At 68.0% G+C, this 15483-nt stretch carries 13 protein-coding genes and 4 tRNA genes; 10 read left to right on the top strand and 7 right to left on the bottom strand.

Translation table 11 applies throughout. From position 1 onward, the window contains the following. The first annotated feature begins 40 nt into the window (after positions 1-40). From AC3RXY_RS05475 to AC3RXY_RS05460, 4 genes are read left to right on the top strand one after another with little or no spacing between them, the layout of a single operon-like run. Positions 41-1309 carry an ammonium transporter gene (locus AC3RXY_RS05475; RefSeq protein WP_491509890.1) on the top strand — a complete coding sequence of 423 codons (1269 nt, stop codon included), beginning with the start codon at positions 41-43 and terminating at the stop codon, positions 1307-1309. A gap of 18 nt (positions 1310-1327) precedes the next feature. Continuing rightward, on the top strand, positions 1328-1948 hold the full coding sequence (locus tag AC3RXY_RS05470) for a type II toxin-antitoxin system PemK/MazF family toxin (protein ID WP_491509889.1): 621 nt from the start codon (positions 1328-1330) through the stop codon (positions 1946-1948). A 52-nt stretch (positions 1949-2000) separates the two neighbouring features. Continuing rightward, positions 2001-4160 carry a phosphate acetyltransferase gene (pta, locus tag AC3RXY_RS05465; RefSeq protein ID WP_491509888.1) on the top strand — a complete coding sequence of 720 codons (2160 nt, stop codon included), beginning with the start codon at positions 2001-2003 and terminating at the stop codon, positions 4158-4160. After that, positions 4157-5365, top strand: coding sequence for an acetate/propionate family kinase (locus tag AC3RXY_RS05460; protein ID WP_491509887.1), 1209 nt, complete (start codon positions 4157-4159; stop codon positions 5363-5365). The genes pta and AC3RXY_RS05460 overlap by 4 nt, the downstream gene beginning before the upstream one ends. 99 nt (positions 5366-5464) lie before the next feature. Here the strand turns inward: AC3RXY_RS05460 and glpK are convergent, their stop codons facing one another. From glpK to AC3RXY_RS05425, 7 genes are all read right to left on the bottom strand, one after another. After that, positions 5465-6979, bottom strand: a complete 1515-nt coding sequence (gene glpK, locus AC3RXY_RS05455) for a glycerol kinase GlpK (RefSeq protein ID WP_491509886.1) — start codon at positions 6977-6979, stop codon at positions 5465-5467. 36 nt (positions 6980-7015) lie between these two features. Further along, entirely contained in the window at positions 7016-7771 is a 756-nt protein-coding gene (locus tag AC3RXY_RS05450) for an MIP/aquaporin family protein (protein ID WP_491509885.1), read from the bottom strand. A gap of 1172 nt (positions 7772-8943) precedes the next feature. After that, positions 8944-9168: a helix-turn-helix transcriptional regulator gene (locus tag AC3RXY_RS05445; protein WP_491509884.1), complete on the bottom strand. Its 225-nt coding sequence runs from the start codon at positions 9166-9168 to the stop codon at positions 8944-8946. Further along, a complete protein-coding gene (locus AC3RXY_RS05440; RefSeq protein ID WP_491509883.1) occupies positions 9158-9553 on the bottom strand; it encodes a hypothetical protein in 396 nt (131 codons plus the stop codon). The genes AC3RXY_RS05445 and AC3RXY_RS05440 overlap by 11 nt, the downstream gene beginning before the upstream one ends. Positions 9554-9558: 5 nt before the next feature. After that, positions 9559-9729 carry a hypothetical protein gene (locus AC3RXY_RS05435; RefSeq protein ID WP_491509882.1) on the bottom strand — a complete coding sequence of 57 codons (171 nt, stop codon included), beginning with the start codon at positions 9727-9729 and terminating at the stop codon, positions 9559-9561. Between the two features lie 178 nt (positions 9730-9907). After that, positions 9908-10081: a hypothetical protein gene (locus AC3RXY_RS05430; RefSeq protein ID WP_491509881.1), complete on the bottom strand. Its 174-nt coding sequence runs from the start codon at positions 10079-10081 to the stop codon at positions 9908-9910. A 282-nt stretch (positions 10082-10363) separates the two neighbouring features. Beyond that, a tRNA-Val gene (locus tag AC3RXY_RS05425) sits at positions 10364-10439 on the bottom strand. A gap of 51 nt (positions 10440-10490) precedes the next feature. Between AC3RXY_RS05425 and AC3RXY_RS05420 the strand changes: the two genes are divergently transcribed. The 6 genes from AC3RXY_RS05420 (at position 10491) to AC3RXY_RS05395 (ending at position 15454) form a co-directional block, all read left to right on the top strand. Continuing rightward, positions 10491-12296 (top strand): D-alanyl-D-alanine carboxypeptidase family protein, encoded by a 1806-nt coding sequence (locus AC3RXY_RS05420; protein WP_491509880.1) that lies wholly within the window; start codon positions 10491-10493, stop codon positions 12294-12296. A gap of 160 nt (positions 12297-12456) precedes the next feature. Further along, positions 12457-12529, top strand: a tRNA-Gly gene (locus tag AC3RXY_RS05415). Positions 12530-12584: 55 nt separating this feature from the next. Further along, positions 12585-12655 (top strand) — tRNA-Cys (locus AC3RXY_RS05410). Between the two features lie 26 nt (positions 12656-12681). Then, positions 12682-12753 (top strand) — tRNA-Val (locus AC3RXY_RS05405). 137 nt (positions 12754-12890) lie between these two features. Beyond that, a complete protein-coding gene (gene thrS / locus AC3RXY_RS05400) occupies positions 12891-14873 on the top strand; it encodes a threonine--tRNA ligase (RefSeq protein WP_491509879.1) in 1983 nt (660 codons plus the stop codon). Further along, the gene (locus AC3RXY_RS05395) at positions 14870-15454 is read left to right on the top strand and encodes an HIT family protein (protein WP_491509878.1); all 585 of its coding nucleotides are present in this window, start codon (positions 14870-14872) and stop codon (positions 15452-15454) included. Before thrS ends, AC3RXY_RS05395 begins: the two co-directional genes overlap by 4 nt. The last annotated feature ends 29 nt before the right edge of the window (positions 15455-15483 follow it).

Genomic DNA, 15483 nt, shown 5'->3' with positions numbered 1-15483 from the left:
CGACACTGGGAGTCTCCTGATAACGGAAGTGAGGCTCCCCATGGATGCTCCCGGAAACATCTCCTGGGCGATCACGGCCACCGCGCTGGTGCTGCTGATGACACCCGGCGTGGCGTTCTTCTACGGCGGCCTGGTCAAGGCCAAGAGCGTGGTCAGCATGATGATGATGAGCTTCGGCTCGATCGGGCTGATCGCCGTGCTCTGGATCCTGTATGGCTTCTCGATGAGCGCCGTCGACAGCCCGTGGCAGTTCGCGGGCAACCCCTTCGCCGACGTCGGGCTGTCCGAGATGGCTCAGGCGCCGGACGCGAACGTCGGTCTGCTGGGAGTCGCCTACGGTGCGACCTTCGCGATCATCACCGTCGCTCTCATCTCCGGCTCGATCGCCGACCGGGCGCGCTTCGGCTCCTGGATGATCTTCGCCGGGCTGTTCGGCACGCTGGGCTACTTCCCGATCGCCGCGTGGGTGTGGGGCGGCGGCTGGGCCGGCAGCCTCGGTGAGATCATGTTCGGCGCCGACAGCGGGGTCGAGGTCATCGACTATGCCGGGGGAACCGCGGTGCACATCAACGCCGGTGCTGCAGCGCTCGCTCTGGCGATCGTGCTCGGCAAGCGCATCGGGTTCAGCAAGGGCGTCTTCAAGCCCCACAACGTGCCGCTGACGCTTCTCGGCGCGGCTCTGCTGTGGTTCGGCTGGTTCGGATTCAACGCGGGCGCGGAGTGGGCGTCCGAGGACATGGGCGGGGTCGGCCTCATCAGCATCAACACCCTGGGCGCCACCGCGGCGGCGATCCTCGGCTGGATCCTCATCGAGCGCATCCGGGGCGGCAAGCCCACCGCCGTCGGCGCTGCATCGGGTGCCGTCGCCGGTCTGGTCGCGATCACCCCGGCCTGCGCCAACCTCACTCCGGGCTGGGCTCTGCTGCTGGGTGCGCTCTCGGGGGTGCTGTGCGCGATCGCCGTCGACATGAAGTTCTCGCTCGGCTTCGACGACTCGCTCGATGTCGTGGGCATCCACCTCGTCGGCGGACTGCTCGGCACGGTCTACCTGGGCTTCTTCGCAACCGGTACCGGACTGTTCACCGGTGGCGACGTCCGCCAGCTGATCGTCCAGGTGATCGCGGCCGTCGGAGTGGGCCTCTACGCCTTCGTCGCGGCGCTGGTCATCGGCCTCGCGATCGAGAAGACCATCGGCTTCCGCGTTCGCGACGAGGAGGAGCTCGCGGGTGTCGACCTCGCCGTGCACGGCGAGGAAGGCTACGCGATCCTGGTGGAGCAGACGGCACCGGCGCCGTCCTCCGCCGGCTGAGGTGAGTAGGGTGACGGAGTGACTTCCGGAACCCGCTGGCTCACCGTGCTGATCGACCTCGCGACGTCTCTGCTGTCATCGCGTGGTCGGCCCCGAGCGCCCCGTCCGAGCTCTTCGGCGGGGCGCTCCGGCGCGCCCACCGCCGTGCTCACGCCGAAACCGCGCACTCCGCGGGGCTCGGAAGGTGGCGTCTCGGGCGCTCCGGCGGGCGAGACGGGGCGGGGCTCCGGCACCGAGACGATCGAGCTCGATCCGTCGCGCGTCCGCGATCTGCGCATCCTCTACGCACCGAATCCGGACGGCGATCCCGACGCCGGCGAGGTGATCTGGACCTGGGTGCCCTACGCCGAGAACGACGGACGCGGCAAGGATCGACCCGTCCTCGTGATTGGGCAGGACGGGTCGGAGCGCGTCTTCGCCGTGAAGATGACCAGCAAGTCGCATGACGGCCGCCGGGACTTCCTCTCGATCGGCACCGGGGCGTGGGACTCCCAGGGGCGGGAGTCGTGGGTCGACATCGACCAGCTCTACAGCGTGCACACGCGGGGGATGCGCCGCGAGGCAGCGCAACTCGATCGCACCCGATTCGACCGGGTGGCCGCAGCGTTGTCTGCGCGCCACGGATGGCGCATCGGCTGAGCATCCGCCCGGTACTCCGGCGCCGAGAAAAAGCACCACCTAGGCTGGGCATGTGGCGCAGAGCATATACATCACGTCCGCGGAGGGGCACTCCGGAAAGTCGATCGCGGCGCTCGGCGTCATCGATCTCCTCGGCCGCGCGGGGGTGAGGGTCGGGGTGTTCCGGCCCATCGCGCGCTCGGCCTCCGAGCCCGATGACGTGCTGCAGATGCTGCTGGACCACGACGGCGTCGACCTCGACGCCGACACCTGCATCGGCGTCACCTACGAGGACGTGCACGTCGACCCGGACGCCGCTCTGGCACGGATCGTCTCGCGGTACAAGGCGGTCGAGGCCGCATGCGACGCCGTCGTCGTGCTGGGCAGCGACTACACCGACGTCGGCAGCCCGGCAGAGCTGGGCTACAACGCGCGGATCGCGGCGAACCTCGGCACCCCGGTGCTGCTCGTCCTCGGCGGACGAGCGCAGGCCGGATCCGGCGAGCAGCTCGGCATCAGCGACGGCCGCAGCGCCGCCGAGATCGCCCAGCTCGCCTCGCTCGCACTCGCGGAACTGCAGGACGAGCGCGCCGCGCTTCTCGGCGTCATCGTCAACCGCGTCGAACCCGACGCGCGAAAGGCAGCGATCGGCGCCGTGCGCTCGGTGATCGACACGATGTTCGAGGCGGCGCCCCCCGCTGCGGCCGCCGACGAGCACCCGATCCCGGTCTGGGCCATCCCCGAGGACCGCTATCTGGTCGCGCCGTCCGTGCGTGGCGTGATGCGAGCTCTCGACGGCACCCTCATTCGCGGCGACACCGAGCTTCTCACCCGGGAGGTCCTCGGTGTGGTCGTCGCCGGGATGTCGATGGTGAACGTGCTGCCCCGACTGACCGAGAGCGCGATCGTGGTGATCGCCGCCGATCGCACGGAGGTGCTGCTGGCGGTGCTCCTGGCCCAGGCGTCCGGCACCTTCCCCTCGATCGCCGGCATCGTGCTCAACGGGCCGTTCGAGCTGCCGGAGCCCATCGACCGGCTCCTGGACGGCCTGAACCCGACGCTGCCGATCATCACGACCGAGTTCGGCACCTACGAGACCACCACCCGGATCACACGGACCCGCGGGCGCATCGCGGTGGACTCGCAGCGCCGCTACGACACCGCTCTGGCCGCCTTCGAGCGCTACGTGGACGGCGATGAACTGACCGCCGCGATCGGGGTCGCCCGCGTCAATGTGCTCACCCCGCTGATGTTCGAGTATCAGCTGATGGAACGCGCCCGCTCCATCCCGCGCCACATCGTTCTGCCGGAGGGCAAGGACGACCGGGTGCTCCGGGCAGCGGCGACTGTGCTGTCCCGGGGGATCGCAGAGCTCACCATCCTCGGCGAGGAAGCCGCCGTGCGCGAGCGCGCACGCGAGCTCGGCATCGACATCTCCCGGGCCCAGGTGCTCTCGCCCTTCGACCCCGAGTACGTCGCGATGTTCGCCCGTGAATACGAGCGGCTGCGAGCCCACAAGGGCATCACCTATCAGCAGGCCGCCGACGTCGTCACCGATGTGTCCTACTTCGGCACGCTGATGGTGCACATGGGGCTCGCCGACGGCATGGTCTCGGGTGCGATGCACACGACAGCGCACACGATCCGGCCCGCTTTCGAGATCATCAAGACGCGCCCTGGCGTGTCGGTGGTCTCCTCGGTCTTCCTGATGTCGCTCGCCGATCGCGTGCTCATCTACGGCGACTGCGCGGTGATCCCCGATCCCACCGTGGAGCAGCTCGCCGACATCGCGATCTCGTCCGCGACGACCGCATCCGGCTTCGACATCGAGCCCCGGGTCGCCATGCTGTCCTACTCGACAGGCGAGTCCGGCAGCGGGGCCGAGGTGGAGAAGGTCCGTGCGGCCACCGAGCTCGTCCGCACCCGGGCTCCTGAGCTCCTGGTGGAGGGGCCGATCCAGTACGACGCGGCCACCGATGCGGCGGTGGCCGCAGCCAAGATGCCGGGATCCGCCGTCGCCGGCCGGGCGACGGTCTTCATCTTCCCCGACCTGAACACGGGGAACAACACCTACAAGGCCGTCCAGCGGTCGGCGGGCGCTGTCGCGATCGGTCCGGTGCTGCAGGGCCTGAACAAGCCGATCAACGACCTCTCGCGAGGCGCCCTCGTCGACGACATCGTGAACACCATCGCGATCACCGCGATCCAGGCACAGGAAGGCGCTTTCGCATGAGCACGGTGCTGGTGATCAACAGCGGTTCCTCGTCGTTCAAGTATCAGCTGGTCGACCCGACCTCCGGCGCGGTGCTCGCGTCGGGCCTGGTGGAGCGGATCGGCCAGGACAACGGTCGTATCGTGCATCGTGATGCCGCAGGGACAGAGCACACGCTCGACCTGCCGATCCCGGATCACACCGTCGGCTTCGACGCCATGCTCAACGCCTTCGCGGCCTACGGTCCGTCGCTCGCGGAGCACCCGCCTCTCGCCGTGGGACACCGCGTGGTGCACGGCGGTGCGGAGTTCGTCGACCCGGTGCAGGTGACGCCGGAGGTGGAGTCGCGGATCGAGGAGCTCGCCGTCCTCGCCCCGTTGCACAACCCGGGAGCGCTCCAGGGCATTCGTGCTGCGCGTGCGGCCTATCCGGACCTTCCGCAGGTCGCCGTGTTCGACACCGCGTTCCTGCAGACCCTGCCGCCGGAGGCCTACACCTATGCGATCGACCGTGACGTCGCAGAGAAGTACCGGGTGCGCCGCTACGGTTTCCACGGCACATCGCATCAGTTCGTCTCCGAGGCGGCTGCGGCTTTCCTCGGCCGCCCCGTCTCCGAGCTCCGGCAGATCGTCTTTCACCTCGGCAATGGCGCATCGGTGACCGCGATCGACCGCGGGAAGGCGATCGACACGTCGATGGGCCTGACCCCGCTGGAGGGACTCGTGATGGGCACGCGAGCGGGAGACATCGATCCCGGCGTGCTCTTCCATCTGGCCCGGCAGGGCGACATGTCGATCGACGAGCTCGACACCCTGCTCAACCGCCGGAGCGGCCTGGCGGGCTTGGCCGGCGTCTCCGACATGCGAGACCTCCAGGAGCAGATCGCGGCGGGTGACGAGGCCGCTCAGCTCGCTTTCGACGTGTATGTGCACCGGCTGCGCGGCTACGCCGGCGCATATCTTGCGCAGCTCGGCGGTGCCGACGTCATCTCGTTCACCGCCGGCGTGGGAGAGAACAACGCCGCCGTGCGCAGCGGGGCGCTGAGCACCCTCGGCTTCGCTGGTGTCGAGATCGATGAGGAGCGCAACCAGGCGCCGGGGCGCGGCGTCCGGCGGATCTCGTCGGATGCCTCTGCCGTGGCGGTGCTGGTCGTGCCGACCAATGAAGAGCTCCAGATCGCGCGCCAGACCCTCGACCTGATCTCCTCCCCGCGAGAGGCCGAATAGCGCTGCCATTTTCCCGAAATGGCAGCGCTATGCGGCCTCTCGGGAAGCGAAGTGGGCTGCGACGGGAAACCGTCGCAGCCCACTTCGCTTCAGAACGTGTTATCGCACGTCTTCGTCGACCCAGTCCATCGACTTCGTGACGGCCTTCTTCCACTGGCGCAGCAGACGCTCGCGCTCCTCGACGTCGGCGCCCGGGGTCCAGCGGCGGTCCTGCTGCCAGTTCGCGCGCAGGTCATCCAGGTCAGCCCAGAATCCGACGGCGAGACCGGCGGCGTAGGCAGCGCCCAGGGCGGTCGTCTCCGACACGACCGGCCGAACGACCTCGACACCCAGGATGTCCGCCTGGAACTGCATCAGCGTGTCGTTCGCGGTCATGCCGCCGTCGACCTTCAGCTCGGTCAGCGCCACACCAGAGTCGGCGTTGACCGCGTCGAGCACCTCGCGGGTCTGGAACGCCGTGGCCTCGAGCGCTGCCCGGGCGATGTGGCCGCGGTTCGCGAACCGCGTGAGGCCCACGATGGTGCCGCGGGCATCAGGACGCCAGTACGGTGCGTACAGGCCGGAGAACGCCGGAACGAAGTAGACCCCGCCGTTGTCCTCGACCGTCTCGGACAGCGTCTCCACCTCAGGGGCGGAGGAGATGAGGCCGAGCTGATCGCGCAGCCACTGCACCAGCGAACCGGTCACGGCGATCGAGCCTTCCAACGCGTAGTGCGCGGGGCCGTCGCCGAGCTTGTACCCGACGGTCGTGAGCAGGCCGTTGTCGGAGCGCACGATCTCCGTCCCGGTCTGGAAGATGAGGAAGTTGCCCGTGCCGTAGGTGTTCTTGCTCTCACCGGCGTCGAAGGCCGCCTGGCCGAACGTCGCCGCCTGCTGGTCGCCGAGGATGCCAGCGACGGGCACCTCGCGCAGCAGCGACGAGTTCTCCGCATAGCCGTAGATCTCGGACGACGAGCGGATCTCCGGCATCATCGACCGCGGAACGCCGAACTCGGCGAGGATGTCGTCACGCCACTCCAGGGTCTCCAGGTCCATGAAGAGGGTGCGCGAGGCGTTGGTCACGTCGGTGGCGTGCACGCCGCCGTCGACGCCACCGGTGATGTTCCACAGCACCCACGTGTCGGTGGTGCCGAAGAGCAGGTCGCCGGCCTCGGCGCGCTCGCGCGCGCCCTCGACGTTGTCCAGGATCCACCGGATCTTCGTGCCGGAGAAGTAGGTGGCGAGCGGCAGCCCGACGATCTCCTTGAAGCGCTCGACGCCCTCATCGCCCGCGAGCTCGTCGACGAGCGCCTGGGTGCGGGTGTCCTGCCAGACGATCGCGTTGTAGACCGGCTTGCCCGTCTTCTTGTCCCAGACGACCGCGGTCTCACGCTGGTTGGTGATGCCGATGGCGGCGATGTCGTGGCGGGTCAGATCCGCCTTGGCGAGAGCCATGCCGATGACGAGCTGGACGTTGCGCCAGATCTCCATCGCGTCGTGCTCGACCCAGCCCGCGCGGGGGAGGATCTGCTCGTGCTCGCTCTGTCCGGTGGCGACGATGTTCCCGGACCGGTCGAAGATGATGGCGCGGCTCGACGTCGTGCCCTGGTCGATCGCGATGACGTAGTCAGACATGCTGTTGACTTCCTTATCTTGAGGGTGTGCGGGTAATCAGGAGGCGAGGCTCAGCAGAGCCGGGGCGGCGACGGCGGCCAGCGCGCCACCGATGAGGGGGCCGACGACAGGAACCCAGGCGTACGACCAGTCGCTCGAGCCCTTGCCCTTGATGGGGAGGATCGCGTGGGCGATACGGGGTCCGAGGTCACGTGCCGGGTTGATCGCGTACCCGGTCGGGCCACCGAGCGAGGCGCCGATACCCACCACGAGCAGGGCGACCGGGAGTGCGGTCAGCGGGCCGAGCGCACCGGGGGTGCCGATCTGGATGTCGCCGTAGTCGGCGAAGGCGAAGATGGCGAAAACCAGCACGAACGTGGCGATGATCTCGGTGACCAGGTTGGAGCCGTACGAACGGATCGCCGGGCCGGTCGAGAACACGCCGAGCTTGGTGGCGGCGTCAGGCTCTGCGTCGAAGTGCTGACGGTATGCCAGCCAGCAGAGCACCGCACCCAGGATGCCGCCGAGGAGCTGGGCGGAGACGGCGGTGAGGAACAGCGTGAAGCCGATCTTCCCGGCGATCAGCAGTGCGAGGGACACCGCGGGGTTGAGCTGGGCGCCGGAGTACGCCGAGACGATGACACCCACGAAGACCGCGAGACCCCATCCCCAGTTGATCATCAGCGTTCCGCCGCCGTTGCCCTTTGTCTTGGCGAGGATGACGTTCGCCACGACACCGCCACCGAGCAGAAGCAGCATCGAGGTTCCGACGAGCTCAGACAAGAAATACAGCCCGAGGTGAATCTCACTCATGTCTACATCGACCTTTCGTTATCGATATCGCAGGCGTCCACGCCGGCGACAGGGGGAGGCAGCGCGATGGCGCTGCCGTGTTAGGCGCCGGTCGGGACTCGGTCCGTGTGCCCGGGCTGGTCTACCTGGTCCGCGTGCCGCCGGTGCGCGCTCTGCTGCTGCGCGCTCCGTGGCGTGGCGGTGGATCGCGGAGTAGGCACAGGTTTCCGAATCGATCCCGGCGTTTCCGCGGTGGCTTCGCTCACCCCCGTCAGCGTAGCCGTGGGCGTCGCGCGGGGGAATGGCTGTGCCGTGTTTTGCCGGGCCGGGGCAGCTTCGACGGCGACGGCGGAAACAGAGCGGGGATCAGCGGGGGCCGTGCCGATGGTGAGAACGTCGGCGGGCGGGTGCACCGTGACGGTGCTGCCCGTGCCGCCTGCTCTGCCGGACGCGATGGTCATGACCCCGCCCTTTCCTGTTCGCTGACGGATCGCTTCAGAGTGGCGGTGGCCTGCACGGAGGTGCAAGCAATTTGGTATGAGTTGCGCGCGGAGGAGGCGGCTGAGACGAACGTGCAGGACGCGGGAATCGTTGACCTCCGCGTTCGCGCACACTCGTGCAGGTCAGCCGGCGGGCTGCGCAGCTGTGCTGCATGCCGCATGGCCACAGCATGGACGCACCGTGGACGATTCGAACGGTTCCCCGTCGACACGGCATCACGACATGCTCCGGCCGGTCTGCTGTGCGCATCGTGCCTCCGAACACGCTGGAAACGCCGACCGGCTGAGTCCGAACGGCGCGCGGAACTGGTCGGGAGCAGATCGCGACTCGCTTCGAGGCCGCTGCCAAGACGGTGGGCCACGTGCTGCTCCTCGCGGGTGGCACGTGTCGTTGCTCTGGCCGCCGTCTTTCGTTGCCGTGGTGACGTCTGTTCTCGGGCACGTCGCTTGCCGCTCATGGACGGAGCCCCGGCGTTGACCGCATGCACCTGTCACGCCTCTGGCGCCATCCCCGTCATCGGTCTGGCCGCGTGCGCTCTGCCCGGCATCGGATGCGTCTTATGCGGCATCATCCAGACTGCTCTTGCCGTTGCTTCGGTCGTGCGGAGCCCGCAGCCATCGCTCTGCCCTGACCAGGTCAGGCTCCACCTCTTTCAGCAGGACGACCGGTCGTCTGTCACTGTCAGGCCGTCCTCACGCCGAGCGCATCTCGTCATCCGACGAGGTGCGCTCGAGCGCGAACAGACGGGATACCGGATGACCGAGCACATCGGCGAGCCGCAATGCGAGGGTCAGGGATGCAACGTGCGCTCCGCGCTCGACCGCAATGATCGTCTGACGTGAGACACCGCATCTGCTGCTGAGCTCCTCCTGTGTCAGCCCGGCGTCACGTCGAGCCTCCCGGAGGCTATTCACCACCCGCACGACGACCCTCCCACGCCCGGCGCACCCACCACGAGACAATGATCGCGAGGATGAGGATGAGCAAGAAGATCCAGCTCGCCACCTGGGGGAACACAGCGCATGCCGCCAGAGTCACGGCGGCCAGCACGATCGTATCGATGAACGCGCCAGCCCGCGCGCGGACGTCGATCTCCCGCTCTACGCTGCCCTCGGCCATCGACCGAGACCGTCGCTGTGCGCGCGTCTTGATCACCATCACCGCGGCGCTTCCGAGCAGCATCGGAACGACGAACGACACCGTCCGCAGCCACTGCAGATCGAGCTGATGCGCAAGCGCCAAACCAGCGACGAGCAACGACAGCGTGACGGCCAAAACGACGAAGAACTTCCCGATCGTCATATCTCTCACCTCACGGAATGTAAAGTTGGTCTTACATGCTGCCCGAGCGGCAGCTCATCCGGGCCCAGCAGATCGACACGCTTTTCTTTCGCTTGCTTCAGCAGCTGCTCCCCGCGCTGCTGCTCATCGATGATCTCCCTGGTCACGGGATCGATCACCTGTGTCGTGTCCATCACGGCCCGTTCCTTTGGGTCAGGCCTGCAAGAGACGCCGGAGATCAGACAGTCCCACCGTGCGCACGTGAACCGATCACGTCGCGCGCAGCTGGGCCGCGACCGCCGCGCCCGACCCCTCAACGCGAATCGTCCCCTCTTCCGCATCGTGATGAAGCGGGGGTGGTTTGGCTGTCAATGTTCACGTGTGGCGAGAGCGGCGGCGTTCCTCCGCGGCGTGTCCCCGAAGAGCGGCGCGGGCGCCGGCGCGGACGGCGCTGTAGATGAGGAGCCAGAAGATCAGGATGATGAGTCCCCAGATCGCCAGCGTGATCATCAGGTGCGGTCCGATGAGATTCATGAGGTCCATGTCCATGTCCAGAGCCTAGGTCCCTGTGCATGTCCAGAGCCCCGGGTTGCACCGCGGTGATGCGGACCGCTGGTGCTCCTCCGGGGCGGGGCTGTCGTCCGCGGCCACGCCTGGCGGGTTTTCGCGGCTCCGGCTCGTGCGTCGCCAGCGCCGGATGCCAACGCGGCTGCTCATCTCGAACCCTCGCGAGAGGGTGCGCGGCGGAGCGGGCATCGTGAACGTGCTCCACATCGCGCCGCTGGATGACGAAGGCCCGGTCAGGATTTTTCTCCTGACCGGGCCTCTTTCTGGTGGGCGATGCCGGACTCGAACCGACGACCTCTTCCGTGTGAAGGAAGCGCGCTACCAACTGCGCCAATCGCCCTCTGGCCCGATGAACTCTCGGGCCGAGAACCAACTCTATAGTATGGCCACGGTGGGTGACGAATCGCGCTCGCTCGGGGGAGAACGAGGATTCATGGAGAACAAGCGGGCGCTGTCGTGCCTCGCGGCCGTCGCGGTCGCGGCCGTCGTCGCGCTCGCCCCGATCGCACCGGCCTCCGCGGTGACGCCGTCAGCGTCCCCGGCTGGTGCGACAGCGGGCTCTGCCGCGTCGCCCGCCGAGACCCCGCCGAGCGATCCGCCGCCGGTGGAGCGGATCGCGGGCGCCGACAGCTATGCCACGGCCGTGGCGCTCTCTCAAGCCGCCTATCCCGACGCTTCGGGCGTGTCGACGGTCACGATCGCGGCCGGAGCGGACGCGACGGGCGGTGTGAGCGCCGGCCCGATCGCCGCGCAGCTCGGGGGACCGCTGCTTCTCACCGACGGCCAGATGGTCCGCGATGACGTTCTGGCCGAGCTGCGCCGCCTGCGTCCGAGTCGCGTCGTTGTGGTGGGCGGCGAGACCGTGGTGTCCTCCGCGGTCGTCGCGGAGCTCAGCAGAGTCACCCCCAACATCATCCGGGTCGAGGGCGCAGACCAGTTCGAGCTGGCCGACCGCCTGGTCCGGCTGGCCTTCCCAGCGGGCGCAGCGGCCGCTGTGCCGACGGCGGCGCCTGCCTCCGGCGCGGCCGCGGCGGAGGCGGTCGACATCCGTGCGGTGGCCGAGAATGAGGCCTCGCGCCCGGCACAGGCCGCGGCCTCCCACGTCTACGTCGCGGATGGGTCGGATTTCTCGGACGCCTTGAGCGGGGGAGCGCTGGCGGCAGCCACCGGTGCGCCGCTGCTGATTCTTCCGGGCGATGCCGAGCACCCCAGCGCGGCGTTCCTTCAGCTCCTCACGGACCTTGGTGTCACGAGCGCGACCCTCCTCGGGGGCGGAGAGCAGATCTCGGCCGGCATCGAGGAGGACATCCGTGCCACCGGGATCGCGGTGGCACGCGTGGCCGGCGCGACGAGGTCGGAGACATCGGTGGAGATCGCCAAGCAGTATCCGACGTCGGCCGGTGCGGCCATCGTGGTCTCGGGCAGTGACTACGCCGAGGCGCAGGCGACAGTCGGGCTCGCCGAGGCGCGCAGCGCCCCGATCATCGTCTCGACTCCGGTGTGCGCCGACGAGGCGCTGCGCTCGTACCTCGACCAGCAGGGCTCCGGGCAAGTCACCGTGGTCGGTGGTGCCCAATCGGTGCGTGGCCTCGTGGCCGATCGTGCCGAGTGTCGGAGCACGACGGAGCCGGACAGCATCTGGGTGCTGGTGAACAAGCGGAACCCGCTCAGCCCGATCGACTACGCCCCCGCTGACCTCGTCACGCTTGCGTCCGGTGGCTATCTCATGCGCGCCGATGCGGCGACGGCATTCGAGACGCTCGTGTCGGCTGCCCGTGACGCGGGCGCCGGAGAGATCCGGGCCGCGAGCGCCTACCGGTCGTACGAGTATCAGGTCGAGCTCCACGCGGGATTCGTCGAGAGCAGCGGCCAGGCCGTCGCTGAGCTCGAATCGGCGCGCCCCGGCTACAGCGAACATCAGACCGGGCTCGCCGTGGACGTGCAGGCCTGCAGCGACGGCGTCTGCGGATCCATCGAGGACTTCGGCGGAACAGATCAGCATCGGTGGGTCGAGCAGCACGCGGCGGAATACGGGTTCGTGATCCGTTACGAGAGCGGAAAGACCGACATCACCGGGTACATCTCCGAGCCGTGGCACCTGCGTTACGTCGGGCCGGAGCTGGCTCTGGACTACCGGGCGAGCGGCTTCCACTCGCTGGAGGAGTACCTCGGGTACGCCGCCGCTCCCGGGTACTGATCGCCCTGTTCTGTTACCGATGCCGTTTCTCGCCGTTCACCGCGGGTTTCTGTGCGCGACCCCTGGGCGACACGCGCGGGATCACCCTCAGGTTTTGCCGTCCGCGCCAAGTTCGTCTAGAGTAATTCTTGTCGCCGGGACAAAATCCTGGCGAGAAAATGCGGATGTAGCGCAGTTGGTAGCGCATCACCTTGCCAAGGTGAGGGTCGCGAGTTCGAGTCTCGTCATCCGCTCGAGTGCAGGAACCCCTCCGGGGGTTTTCGGCATGTGGGTTCGAATCCACCTCGCGGTGGCGTGGCCGAGAGGCTAGGCACCGGCCTGCAAAGCCGTTTACACGGGTTCGAATCCCGTCGCCACCTCTCCTCATAACTGAACAGCCTTCTAGGCGCGATTGGCGCAGCGGTAGCGCGCTTCCCTGACACGGAAGAGGTCACTGGTTCGATCCCAGTATCGCGCACAGACGAAAGCCCCTGAGAGATCAGGGGCTTTTCTCGTTCCTGCCGAGCGCCGCTGTCGGTGCACTCGTCCGACATCACGATCGTCTCGGACGGCTGCCGTTCTCTCGCGGCCGGAGCCCGGCCGTAGGATGGGTCAGTGACCTCAGGATTCGATCTGTACCCCGACAAGAACGTCGTCGCGCTGCGCGTCGACGGTGAGCTCAAAGACCTCGCCACCGAGGTCACCGACGGGCAGACGACGGAGCCGGTCACCATCGACAGTGCCGATGGACTCGCCATCCTGCGCCACTCCGCCGCGCACGTGCTCGCCCAGGCCGTGCAGCGCATCCGGCCGCAGGCGAATCTCGGTATCGGTCCGCCCATCGTCGACGGCTTCTACTACGATTTCGGCGTCGACACCCCGTTCACCCCGGAAGACCTCAAAGCGATCTCCAAGGAGATGCAGCGGATCATCCGCGAAGGCCAGCGGTTCAGCCGTCGGGTCGTGACCGAGGAGGAAGCGCGTACCGCGATGGCGGACGAGCCGTTCAAGCTCGAGCTCATCGACCTCGCCGGCGGCCCCGGATCCGGCGCGGATGCTGCCGAGGGCGCCTCCGTCGAGATCGGCGCCGGTGAGCTGACCATCTACGACAACGTCACCAAAGACGGCGAGGTCGCCTGGAAGGACCTCTGCCGGGGCCCCCATGTTCCCTCGACCCGCATGCTCGGCAACGGCTGGGACCTCACCCGCGTCGCCGCCGCCTACTGGCGAGGCAGCGAGAAGAACCCGCAGCTGCAGCGCATCTACGGCACCGCATGGCCCACCAAGGACGAACTGCGCGCTTACCAGGAGCGCCTGGCGGAAGCCGCGAAGCGGGATCACCGTCGCCTGGGTGCGGAGATGGACCTGTTCTCGTTCCCCGACGAGGTCGGGCCGGGGCTCGCCGTGTTCCACCCTCGCGGCGGGATCGTGCGGTACGAGATCGAGCGCTACATGCGAGAACAGCTGCTGCGCCACGGCTACGAGATGGTGAACTCGCCGCACATCACCAAGGCGGATCTGTTCATGACCAGCGGTCATCTGCAGACCTACGCCGATGGCATGTTCCCGCCGATGCACCTCGATGAGGCGGTCGACGACGAGGGAAACGTCACCCGTCAGGGCCAGGACTACTACCTGAAGCCCATGAACTGCCCCTTCCACAACCTGATCTTCCGCTCGCGCGGACGCAGCTACCGGGAGCTGCCGCTGCGGCTGGCTGAGTTCGGGACCGTCTACCGCTACGAGAAGAGCGGCACGCTGTCCGGGCTCACCCGGGTGCGCGGCCTCACGCAGGACGACGCGCATATCTACGTCGCTCAGGACCAGGTGGAAGAGGAGCTGACCCGCAATCTGGAGTTCGTCCTCCAGGTGCTGCGCGACTACGGCCTCAACGACTTCTATCTCGAGCTGTCGACCAAGGACGACAGCAAGGACAAGTTCCTCGGCGAGGACGAGCAGTGGGAGGCGGCCACCGACACCCTGCGCCGGGTCGCGGAATCCTCCGGGCTCGAGCTGGTCGCTGACCCGGGTGGTGCAGCGTTCTACGGCCCGAAGATCTCGGTGCAGGCGCGGGACGCGATCGGGCGCACCTGGCAGATGTCGACCATCCAGCTCGACTTCAACCAGCCGGAGCGCTTCGAACTGGAGTACACCGGCCCGGATGGTCTCAAGCACCGTCCGGTGATGATTCACCGTGCCCTGTTCGGGTCGATCGAGCGCTTCTTCGCGATCCTCCTCGAGCACTACGCCGGGGACTTCCCGCTGTGGCTCGCGCCGGCCCAGGTGGTCGGGGTTCCGGTGGCCGAGGAGTACGCACCCTACCTCGACGAGGTCATCGGGCAGTTGCGTGCCGCAGGCATCCGCGCCGAGGTCGATCATTCCGACGACCGGATGCAGAAGAAGATCCGCAACCACACCACCGCGAAGGTTCCGCTCCTCCTCATCGCGGGGGAGCAGGACAGGGCAGCGGGGACCATCTCGTTCCGCTTCCGCGACGGCAGCCAGGAGAACGGTGTTCCTCTCGGCGAGGCGATCGCCCGCATCCGCGCTGCCGTCGATTCGCATGCCCGCGTGCTGACGGCTGAGGACCTGGCATGAGCGAGGGCTCCGCTGCGGTCCCGGGGGCGTCGTCCTCCGGGACCGCGCGGAGCGCGACGCCCGGGTCCGAGCACCTCGTCGGTGTCCCCGACGAGTTCCAGCGGCTCTGGACGCCGCACCGGATGGCCTACATCACGGCGGGTCCGGAACCGCTGCGTGTCGACTGCCCGTTCTGCGAGGCTCCGCGCCACGAGGATGCGGAGACGCTGATCGTCGCCCGCGGCGAAACCGCCTACGCCCTGCTCAACCTCTTCCCGTACAACTCCGGCCACCTTCTCATATGTCCGTATCGGCATATTCCCACGTACGATCTCGCGACCCCCGAGGAGGTCGCTGAGATCGGAGCGCTCACCCAGACCGCGATGCGCGTTCTCCGAGAGGTCTCGCACTGCGACGGCTTCAACATCGGGATGAATCAGGGCGAGGTCGCCGGGGCCGGGGTCGCCGGCCACCTCCACCAGCATGTCGTGCCGCGGTGGATGTCCGACGCGAACTTCTTCCCGATCATCGCGAAGACCAAGCCGCTGCCGCAGCTGCTCGGCGATGTGCGCGTGCTGATGGCCGAGGCCTGGCCGGCGTAGCGTCCAGACGGTCCCGGGTGGTGGCCGTC

The sequence above is a fragment of the Microbacterium longlingense genome (assembly GCF_058349825.2).
This window is presented reverse-complemented; position numbering and strand designations above follow the sequence as displayed.

Bases quoted from the DNA above. Each gene is read 5' to 3' on its own strand.
- AC3RXY_RS05475 (WP_491509890.1), top strand. From the start codon at position 41: ATGGATGCTCCCGGAAACATCTCCTGGGCGATCACGGCCACCGCGCTG.
- AC3RXY_RS05460 (WP_491509887.1), top strand. From the start codon at position 4,157: ATGAGCACGGTGCTGGTGATCAACAGCGGTTCCTCGTCGTTCAAGTAT.
- glpK (WP_491509886.1), bottom strand. From the start codon at position 6,979: ATGTCTGACTACGTCATCGCGATCGACCAGGGCACGACGTCGAGCCGC.
- AC3RXY_RS05450 (WP_491509885.1), bottom strand. From the start codon at position 7,771: ATGAGTGAGATTCACCTCGGGCTGTATTTCTTGTCTGAGCTCGTCGGA.
- AC3RXY_RS05440 (WP_491509883.1), bottom strand. From the start codon at position 9,553: ATGACGATCGGGAAGTTCTTCGTCGTTTTGGCCGTCACGCTGTCGTTG.
- AC3RXY_RS05430 (WP_491509881.1), bottom strand. From the start codon at position 10,081: ATGGACATGGACCTCATGAATCTCATCGGACCGCACCTGATGATCACG.
- AC3RXY_RS05395 (WP_491509878.1), top strand. From the start codon at position 14,870: ATGAGCGAGGGCTCCGCTGCGGTCCCGGGGGCGTCGTCCTCCGGGACC.